Source organism: Streptococcus sp. WM07 (genome assembly GCF_004570525.1).
Classification (GTDB): Bacteria; Bacillota; Bacilli; order Lactobacillales; family Streptococcaceae; genus Streptococcus.
The window spans coordinates 1-8,556 of record NZ_SPPZ01000064.1; the positions used below are offsets into that span (position 1 = coordinate 1).

General features: G+C 38.9%; 10 protein-coding genes. 1 reads left to right on the forward strand and 9 read right to left on the reverse strand.

The annotated features are described in order from the left end of the window. Positions 1 to 80 precede the first annotated feature (80 nt). Together E4T71_RS07485 and E4T71_RS07490 are read right to left on the reverse strand one after the other, a co-directional pair. Positions 81 to 599, reverse strand: a complete 519-nt coding sequence (locus E4T71_RS07485) for a DUF6773 family protein (protein WP_135038596.1) — start codon at positions 597 to 599, stop codon at positions 81 to 83. 183 nt (positions 600 to 782) lie between these two features. Beyond that, positions 783 to 1,025, reverse strand: a complete 243-nt coding sequence (locus E4T71_RS07490; protein WP_135038598.1) for a helix-turn-helix transcriptional regulator — start codon at positions 1,023 to 1,025, stop codon at positions 783 to 785. A gap of 355 nt (positions 1,026 to 1,380) precedes the next feature. Between E4T71_RS07490 and E4T71_RS09840 the strand changes: the two genes are divergently transcribed. Beyond that, positions 1,381 to 1,548, forward strand: coding sequence for a hypothetical protein (locus E4T71_RS09840; protein ID WP_167758493.1), 168 nt, complete (start codon positions 1,381 to 1,383; stop codon positions 1,546 to 1,548). Between the two features lie 403 nt (positions 1,549 to 1,951). Here the strand turns inward: E4T71_RS09840 and E4T71_RS07495 are convergent. The 7 genes from E4T71_RS07495 to ccdA2 all read right to left on the reverse strand — a co-directional run bounded on the left by E4T71_RS07495 (position 1,952) and on the right by ccdA2 (position 8,468). Beyond that, positions 1,952 to 3,003, reverse strand: a protein-coding gene (locus tag E4T71_RS07495) for an IS630 family transposase (protein WP_135038600.1) whose coding sequence is annotated in 2 segments (ribosomal slippage) — positions 1,952 to 2,503 and positions 2,506 to 3,003 — 1,050 coding nt in all. Because the reading frame shifts where the segments join, the coding sequence is not laid out codon by codon here. A 192-nt stretch (positions 3,004 to 3,195) separates the two neighbouring features. Continuing rightward, positions 3,196 to 4,884, reverse strand: a complete 1,689-nt coding sequence (locus E4T71_RS07500; protein ID WP_135038602.1) for a sensor histidine kinase — start codon at positions 4,882 to 4,884, stop codon at positions 3,196 to 3,198. Further along, positions 4,881 to 5,615: a response regulator gene (locus E4T71_RS07505; RefSeq protein ID WP_135038604.1), complete on the reverse strand. Its 735-nt coding sequence runs from the start codon at positions 5,613 to 5,615 to the stop codon at positions 4,881 to 4,883. The genes E4T71_RS07500 and E4T71_RS07505 overlap by 4 nt, the downstream gene beginning before the upstream one ends. A gap of 160 nt (positions 5,616 to 5,775) precedes the next feature. Continuing rightward, entirely contained in the window at positions 5,776 to 6,888 is a 1,113-nt protein-coding gene (msrB, locus tag E4T71_RS07510) for a peptide-methionine (R)-S-oxide reductase MsrB (protein WP_135038606.1), read from the reverse strand. Positions 6,889 to 6,897: 9 nt separating this feature from the next. Next, positions 6,898 to 7,452 carry a redoxin family protein gene (locus tag E4T71_RS07515; RefSeq protein ID WP_135038608.1) on the reverse strand — a complete coding sequence of 185 codons (555 nt, stop codon included), beginning with the start codon at positions 7,450 to 7,452 and terminating at the stop codon, positions 6,898 to 6,900. 16 nt (positions 7,453 to 7,468) lie between these two features. Further along, complete coding sequence (locus E4T71_RS07520; protein WP_135038610.1) at positions 7,469 to 7,732, reverse strand: hypothetical protein; 264 nt, start codon at positions 7,730 to 7,732, stop codon at positions 7,469 to 7,471. 37 nt (positions 7,733 to 7,769) lie between these two features. After that, a complete protein-coding gene (gene ccdA2 / locus E4T71_RS07525; RefSeq protein ID WP_167758494.1) occupies positions 7,770 to 8,468 on the reverse strand; it encodes a thiol-disulfide oxidoreductase-associated membrane protein CcdA2 in 699 nt (232 codons plus the stop codon). Positions 8,469 to 8,556 lie beyond the last annotated feature (88 nt).

Genomic DNA, 8,556 nt, shown 5'->3' on the forward strand with positions numbered 1-8,556 from the left:
CTAGAGGCTTATTTACCATGGGCTCCAAAAATCCAAGAGAATTGTAGATAAAGAAAACTCCAAGATTAAAAGCAATCTGCTTATAATCTTGGAGTTTTGTCAATATACTCTGTTATTGGGCGCTTACGTTCTAACTCAGCTTCATAACGCCTTTTTTCAATTTTAGATAGAAAAATTAGAATCACATTCAAACCTGCTACTAATGGAAGGTTGAAAAGAAAAGTAATAGGTAAAACCGTTAGAAAATAAGGATCAAAGGGGCCACTATAAATGGAATGGAATTTTTGGTAATTCCCTATCCAGATGACTAATGCTAGTAACAAGGTTACAAGTAAAACGCCCCACAAATTCAAGTAGGCTGTATTCAATGAGCGGACACCTATTTGCGCGCATCGAATTGAGTAAAATAAAATAGATAAGACGACTATACCCATGATGATTGAGATACTAAAACTAAAATCTGAACTAAAAAATGCACCCGCCATACTCATCCCACTTAAAACGGTTAGAAGCAAACTAGCTGTTTCAGCTCCAACCTTATTGGTAAGCTGTTCTTCTCTCTCATCTAAAACGTTCTTGTTAAATAATTGTAGCTTCATAATACACTCCTTCTACTATGTAAAACCGACTCCATGAGGAGTGAGAAAGAACTCCTACCATCAAAAAAGGTCGTTACAGGATTTAATTTCAAACTGCAAAGTTCATTGACATGATTCTTACTCACTCTATCCATAAATCTCAAGACATCTCTCATTTTTTTGAGCAGTCTCTAAACCATTTTACTACCAAAAAAGCTGATCCAGTGTCTTATCAAGGGTCTTGCAAATAGCGATACATAGATTCAAACTTGGATTATACTTCCCTGCCTCGATCAGACCAATTGTCTGACGTGACACACCTATTTTTTTAGCTAAATCTCCCTGAGTCAGATCATGCTCAACCCTTGCCATTTTCATGCGAATATTTTTCGTAACACTCTCCCCCTTTCTTATCTTTATTATACAATAAAATTTTCTATTTGTCATATATAACTAACATTTTGTTTGTGATATTATATCCTATAGGAATCTCATTTTTGATTTTAAAAATTAGTCTAACTTTCAAAATCAAACTAATCCATCACTTTTATAACATTGTTGCCTTACTGAGGGCTACAATTATTCCAACCAAAACTATCAAAGATAATTTGATATATGCTTGATGCAGCCTTATTATCTTATTTAAATTGAACAATCTTTTTTCGATGAACAAAGAGAGTCATCGCAATACAAAGCAAAACCACCAGAAAATATTCGTAAGTACCTAGTACAAGTCTATTTTCCTAATCGACAATTAGCTTATTTTAACGATCACTTTGACTCCAAATTGGTGATTAAGTTTATGTCGAAGATAAGTGAGCTAGAGATTATCATTGATTTCCAATACAATTTCAAAATCCGATTAGCTAACTTCAAGCGGGTTCTATCTGCCTTGAATACAGATATTCATAGGCAGCTATATAGCCAGATTTCACTTCCTTGTCCTGGAGCCCTAAGTCTTTCGACTTGAAAAGATAGAAACTTGGTATTTATCTCCACAAACATTGGAGGATGAAATTTTCATTGGAATAGACGACAGTTCCTCCTATCTTCTAGAATTGACACACCAACCTATTCCACCAGAAATTCGTAAACGTGATTGTAACTATTACCAAAGTAACAGAGTTGAGTACCTGTCCCTAAAACATGGTCAAGCAACCGCCTCTGTAGTTGGCGGTCATAACAATCAAGTCAAATTCTTCTACCAAGAAAAACTCATTAGTCAATTAACCTGCAACTGCTACTATACCAACTTTTACAAGCCTGAATTTGCGACCCCTTCATCTTGCCATTCAAGGCAAATAAGATGGAAGTATCCTTCCATAAAGCTGATACACATGCTATCCTCTCCTGTCTCAGAAAATCACTTATACTCATTCTATTTCAAAATCTGAACAAATCCATTTTCTATAAACGATACTTTTTAGAATATCTCTACTTAGAACTTGGATCACTTCTTGAAGCCTATCAATGACTGATTCCAATGTTTGAAAAGTTCTATTTTTGAAGCCACGTTTACGAATTTCTGCCCAAACTTGTTCTATTGGATTCATCTCAGGAGTATAAGGAGGTATGAATGTAAATTCAATATTCTCAGGTATTTCAAGGGTCTGAGATTTATGCCAAACGGCATTATCCATAACTAAAATCAAGTAGTCATTGGGATAAGCTTCTGATAATTGACATAGAAACTCATTCATCCAAGCACTATTGCACCCTCCAGCAATTATGAAAAATGACTCTCCTGAATGGGCATCCACAGCACCGTAGCAATAACGAAATTCTCGGATATGGTGACTAGAGACAGTCGGACGATGTCCACTAGGACTCCAACAAGAGCCCAATTTACTAATTCTCCCAAAACCAGCTTCATCTTGGTACATTAAGCGAGTCTTAGTGTAAGGAGTTTTGTCTAGAAAACGCTTACTCGATTTTTTTCTGAAATAAAGATTTTATTTTTTGACCCTAAAATAGTTTTAGGATCTGCTTTTTTGGGATGTTCAGGACGAGGAGAAACTTTTCTCCATCCATTACGCTTTAGCAATCGATAAAAACCATCTTTGGTGGTTTTACGACCGAGCTGCTCTTGGTAAGCTTCATAGAGAGAGTCGATTGTTATAAACTCCCCCTTTACAGCAGAAGATAGCTGTTGACTTAAAAATTCCTGTTCTTCTTCAATCGTCATATAAGCATGCCGACGACCTCCTCGAACATCAGAAACAAGGGCCTGTAAACCATCTTCTAGATATTTCTTAGTTAGTCTCCAAATAGTATCATGAGAAAGATCAAGTATCTCCATAATAGTCTTATAGGGAGTATTAGTCGCTCTAAGATAAACCGCTTGAATTCGTTTGTGATAGGAGGATAAATCTTTAGTTTTTAGGGCAGTTTTTAATTCGTTAATCATTTCATCTGTAAATTTCATAACTCTATCATAAATCAGATTTTGATTTCTGTTAAGTATTAGATAGATGAAACTAAAAGATTCTTTCACAAAAAGCCCCAAAAATTAGATATAGCTTCTAATTTTTGGGGCTTTTAATAATCTACACTAAGAGAAACTGAAACAAATCTCAACCAGTCAGCATCCAGTTCTATATTTCAATAGCTAATTAGTTCAATCCATCTTAAAACAAAGCGAGACAGTTGTCCATCCGTCAGGAGGTGATTGAATTTCCATATGATAGTCATCTCCAAACTGAAGTTTCAAACGCTGGTCGACATTTGTCAAACCAACACCACCTAGTTTCAAACGGATTTCCTCCTCCTTTACTTCTGCAAAACCAGGACCATTATCACTAACAGAGATAACCAGATTTCCAGCTAATGATCGGACATTTATCTTAATAATTCCCGTCCCTTGAATTTGTTTGATTCCATGATAAATTGCATTTTCCACGAGAGGTTGTAACACTAATTTCGGAAGTAAAAAATCTGCGGAGTCGGGATTCTCCCTTATCTCATACGTTAATTTCTTTCCATATCTTTCCTGCTGAATAAATAGGTATTGGCGGACATGGTCTATTTCATCTTGGAGACGAATCTGTTCATGGCCTCGATTGAGAGCTAAGCGAAAATAATGGGCTAAAGATTTTGTTAATTCTACCACTTTGGGGCCCTTTTGTAATTCAGCCATCCAGACAATCGTGTCTAAGGTATTATACAAGAAGTGAGGATTAATTTGACTAGCAAGTGCTCGTAATTCATAACGTCGAACTTCTTGCTCTTCTTCTTTTATAGTCAGCATCAATTGTTCCATCTGATTCAACATTTGGTTAAAATTTGAAGCTAACTGGACTAATTCTGGCGCCCCTTCTTCCTTGGCGCGAAGGTGAACTTGACCTGTACCTACTTTTAAAATAGTCTGTTGGAAGTCTTTAAGGGGGCGAGCCCACTGTCTCAATATAATCCATAAACCACTAGCAGTTAGTAACAGGGCCAAGAAACTAAGTCCCAAAAAGGTCTTCATGAGTTTGGTCTGTAGCTGACCCAAAGCCTCAAGGGAGGCAACCCCGATGAGGCGCCAAGTGGTACCAGGGATATCATTTTGATAAACATAGGTATTCCCCGCAACGTAGCCATTTTCTTCTTGGATAAAGGGTTCTTGCTCCCTCATCTCTTGACTGGAAAGATAAACTGTATGTTGGGGATGGTAAACAAACTCCTTCTGTTCATTCAAAATAAAAGCAAAGCCGTCCTCTCCCAGTTTTAGATGATCCAAATAATTTGCCAAGGTATCATAAGAAAGATCCAGACGGAGCACCCCTAGATTCTTGCCAGACTTATCCCGAACTTCTTGGGTCACTGAAATCAGCCATTGGTTTTCTTGACTTCTTCCTCCTTGTTGAGCTGGTATTAAAACTGGACTTCCGTTGGTATCAATGGCTTCTTGATACCAAGATTCTGCCATCATATCACTGGAAGTTTTCATGCTAATGCTAGAATCTGTTGCAATGACTTGTCCAGATTTGGTAACCAGAACAGCAGATACCAAATCTTTATCAGCATCAATCATGGTCGCAAAAAGTTCCCGAAGGCTGGCTTCTTTTTCCAAAGTAGGAGCTTGGGAGTAGTCCTTAACCTGACTATGCCCAACCAGGCTGGTACTGGTTTCCTTGACTTTTTTTAAATAAAACTCCAAAAAATAACTACTTTGTTTCACAATTTCTTGGGTCTCAGCCTCTGTTTGATGCCGTATTTCTTGAGCACTGATATGATAAAATCCGACTCCCAGTAAAGCTAGTATCAAAAAAAGCATTACCATCAAGGGAAGAACTAACTTTTGGAAAAGAGACAAGTTTTTCATTTCCCATCCCCCTTCTTAAATTGACGAGGAGTCAGTCCTACAATCTGCTTAAATCGATGGGAAAAATAGTTCATATCCTCAAAACCGACTTGTTCCGCAATCTCGTAGATTCGCAAATCCGTCGTCCATAACAATAGCTTCGCCCACTGAATTCGCTCTTGAACCACATAATCCTGAAACGGTTGTCCGAATTCTTGCTTCAACAGTAAACTCAAATGCGAAACACTATAACCAAATGCCTGAGCCATGCTCTTGAGTGACAATTCAGAATCCGCTAAATGCTCTTTGATATACAAAGCGAATTCCGATTCCTCCTGATTGTTTATGAAAGCTTGCAAACATTGATACTGATTTTCCTGATCCAATTTTTGTTTGACTTCCTGCAACATTTGCTCTATATCCGATTTAGAAAAAGGTTTTAACAAATAATCATCTAACCCTAACTTAACAGCAGAAAGGGCGTAATCAAAGTCATCATAGCCAGTTAAAAATACAACATGTGTCTTAGGGAACTGTTTTTTTACCAACTGGGCTAAGCGTAATCCATCCATTCGAGGCATGTTAATGTCTGTTACTAAAATATCGACTGGTTCTTCAGATAAAAACTCCCAGGCCTCAAGACCATCTTCCGCCTCTGCGACAATCGTCATTCCTAAAGCATCATAATCTACTAGCGAGCTAATCCCCTGACGAACCAAGTATTCATCCTCAACAATCATAATCTTATACATAGAGTGGCTCTCCTAGTTCTGTATTCCTGTGTATTGCTTCTAAATCTAGTGTAACAGAATCATCTTGAAAATACTTACAAAAAAGAGTTGTAACAAAAGTAAGTATCAACTTTGTCGCAACTCTTAGCTATGATCATCAAATCGAAGAAATCTTCTATTTTCAAATTTCCCCAAGTAGGTAAGCATACCCTTCTTCCTCCATATCCGCTTTAGGGATAAAACGGATGGAGAGGGAATTAATACAATAACGGAGCCCTCCTTTATCCTTGGGACCATCTGTAAAAACATGTCCTAAATGGGAATCACCCGAACGACTACGTACCTCTGTTCTCACCATATTAAAGCTTTTATCATCCTTATAGGTGACCACATCGGGACTAATAGCTTGGGTAAAACTAGGCCAGCCACAACCCGAATCGTACTTATCCCGAGAGGAAAAAAGAGGCTCTCCTGTCACAACATCGACATACAATCCTTCTTTGTCATTATTCCAATAACGATTTGAGAAAGCTCGTTCTGTCTCATTTTTTTGTGTTACTGCGTACTCCTCTTTACTCAAGCGCTCACGAAGCTCTGCATCAGATGGTTTGGGGTATAAAGACTCATCTATGAGAGGATAGGCTGCTTCCTTAAGATTTATATGACAATAACCATCGGGGTGTTTCTGAAGGTAATCCTGATGATAGGCTTCTGCTTCCGCAAAATGCTTTAGAGGGAGCTTTTCAACAGCCAATTCTTTCCCAAATTTTTGAGACTGTTCTTCAAAAACTTGATCAATGATGGCTAAATCCATTGAATCTTCGTAATAAACACCAGTCCGATACTGCACACCTCTATCATTCCCTTGTTGGTTTACTGCTGTCGGATCAATAATTCGGAAATAATGAAGTAGCAATTCTCTCAAACTAATTTGACTCGAATCATAGGTCACGCGCACTGTTTCCGCATGTCCTGTTTTTCCAATTAATTCATAACTTGCTGATTCTGTCTGACCATTGGCATAACCAGATACAGTATCCACCACTCCATCTATCCTAGAGAAGTATTCTTCAACGCCCCAAAAACAACCTCCTGCAAGAAAAATCTCCCGTAAATCCTCTGGATTTTTAACTTCTGTCTGCTGACGCTTGCTCACCACTTGACTAGCTGCTGCTTCTCGAATGGCCGCCTGAGAAAGATTTCCCTGTCCACGCCACCAGACTAGACCAAGCCACAGGAAACAGAAACCTAAAATGATTGCTATTCCTACCAATAGTTTCGTTTTTTCTGGCATTCAAACCTCCTAGTCTAACGCTTCTAGCGTTTTCTCAATCTCCTCCTTAGCCATATAACCTGTATGGAATTGGGCTAAATGACCTTTACTATCAATAAAAGCTGCACTCGGATAAGCTCGCACGTGGTAATCCTGTAAGGCTTTTCCTGAGGAATCTAAGAGTACAGGAAGAGTTTTTGTCTCCAATCCCTGATACCATTCTTTAAAATCCATCTCCGACTTCTCTCTATTGTGACTAGGAGATACTAGGCTCAGAACAACATAATCCTTATCTTTGGCAGCTACTGCTAACTGCTCAGTATCCTCCAGACTAGACAAACAAATAGAACACCAGGAAGCCCAGAATTTAAGATAGACTTTTTTCCCCTTCAAATCGGATAAGCGATAGGTCTTTCCATCCACAGCAGTTAAGTCGAAATCAGGCGCCTTTTGCAATCGCTCCTTACTCATCACTGTTTGCGACGAATCCTCCTCTTTAGACATCGCATTTTCAGCTTGACTACTGCAACCACCTAGCCCCAATAAACAAGCCAGACCTATGATCATAAAATTCTTCCTACTCATCTTTCCCTCCTTGGGATTACTCATCTTTCATCTGATCTTCCATCTCCTCTTCTTCCATCATTTTCTCATCCATATCCTCAGACATTTCCGATTCCTTCATATCAGAAGATTCCATTTTGTCCTTAGACATAGACGAGGACATCTCTGTCTTCTCTTCACTTTTCATCATAGAGGAAGACATCTCGGAGGAATCCCTCATCTCCTCTTGCTTGGTGTTACTGCAAGCAGCTAAACTGAGCAACGATACAAGACTTAAGGCTAACATAATTTTTGATTTCATAATCCTTCTCCTTAAAAAATGTGAGGGAACCAGCCTGTTAAAAAGATAGACTGGACCAAGCGTTGAGAATCATCAAGACTCCCATCAGAACAAGTAAGGAACCACCAACTTTTTTGAGCAAAGGTGATTTAGATTGAAGCTTTCTAAAATAACTTAAAAGAAAACTGGATGCTAAGGCTACAGCCAGAAAAGGAAGAGCCAAGCCCATCGTATAAATCAGCATATAAAATGCTCCCTGCCAAGAACTCGAACCACCCGATGCAGCCAAAGCCAAAACTGAACTTAACACTGGGCCAACACAAGGTGTCCAACTAAAACTAAAGGTCAATCCCAGTACAAAGGCATTCCCGTAACCCGAACGACCTGTCTTTCTCCGCCACTGAAAACCTTTCTGCCGCTCCAGTATCCCCAGCTGAAAAATCTCCATCTGGTGCAACCCCAAAAGCACCACAAGTAAACCTAGCAATAAGGGAAACCAAGCTTGGTAAAGCAACTGACCCAAAGCCCTTGCACCAAAACCAAGAACTACAAAAACGAGGGACAAACCTGCAATAAAGCAAAGCGTGCGAACCAAACCAGCCCCATTAATAGATCTCCCTAAGAACTTCCAGGACCAATTCTCCCCCTCATCTAAAAGTACCCCCGTATAGACAGGTAAAAGTGGTAAAATACAGGGCGAGAAAAAAGACAAAATCCCGTAAGCGCCCAATAACAGAGTATATTGACAAAACTCCAAGATTATAAGCAGATTGCTTTTAATCTTGGAGTTTTCTTTATCTACAATTCTCTTGGATTTTTGGAGCCCATGGTAAATAAGCCTCTAG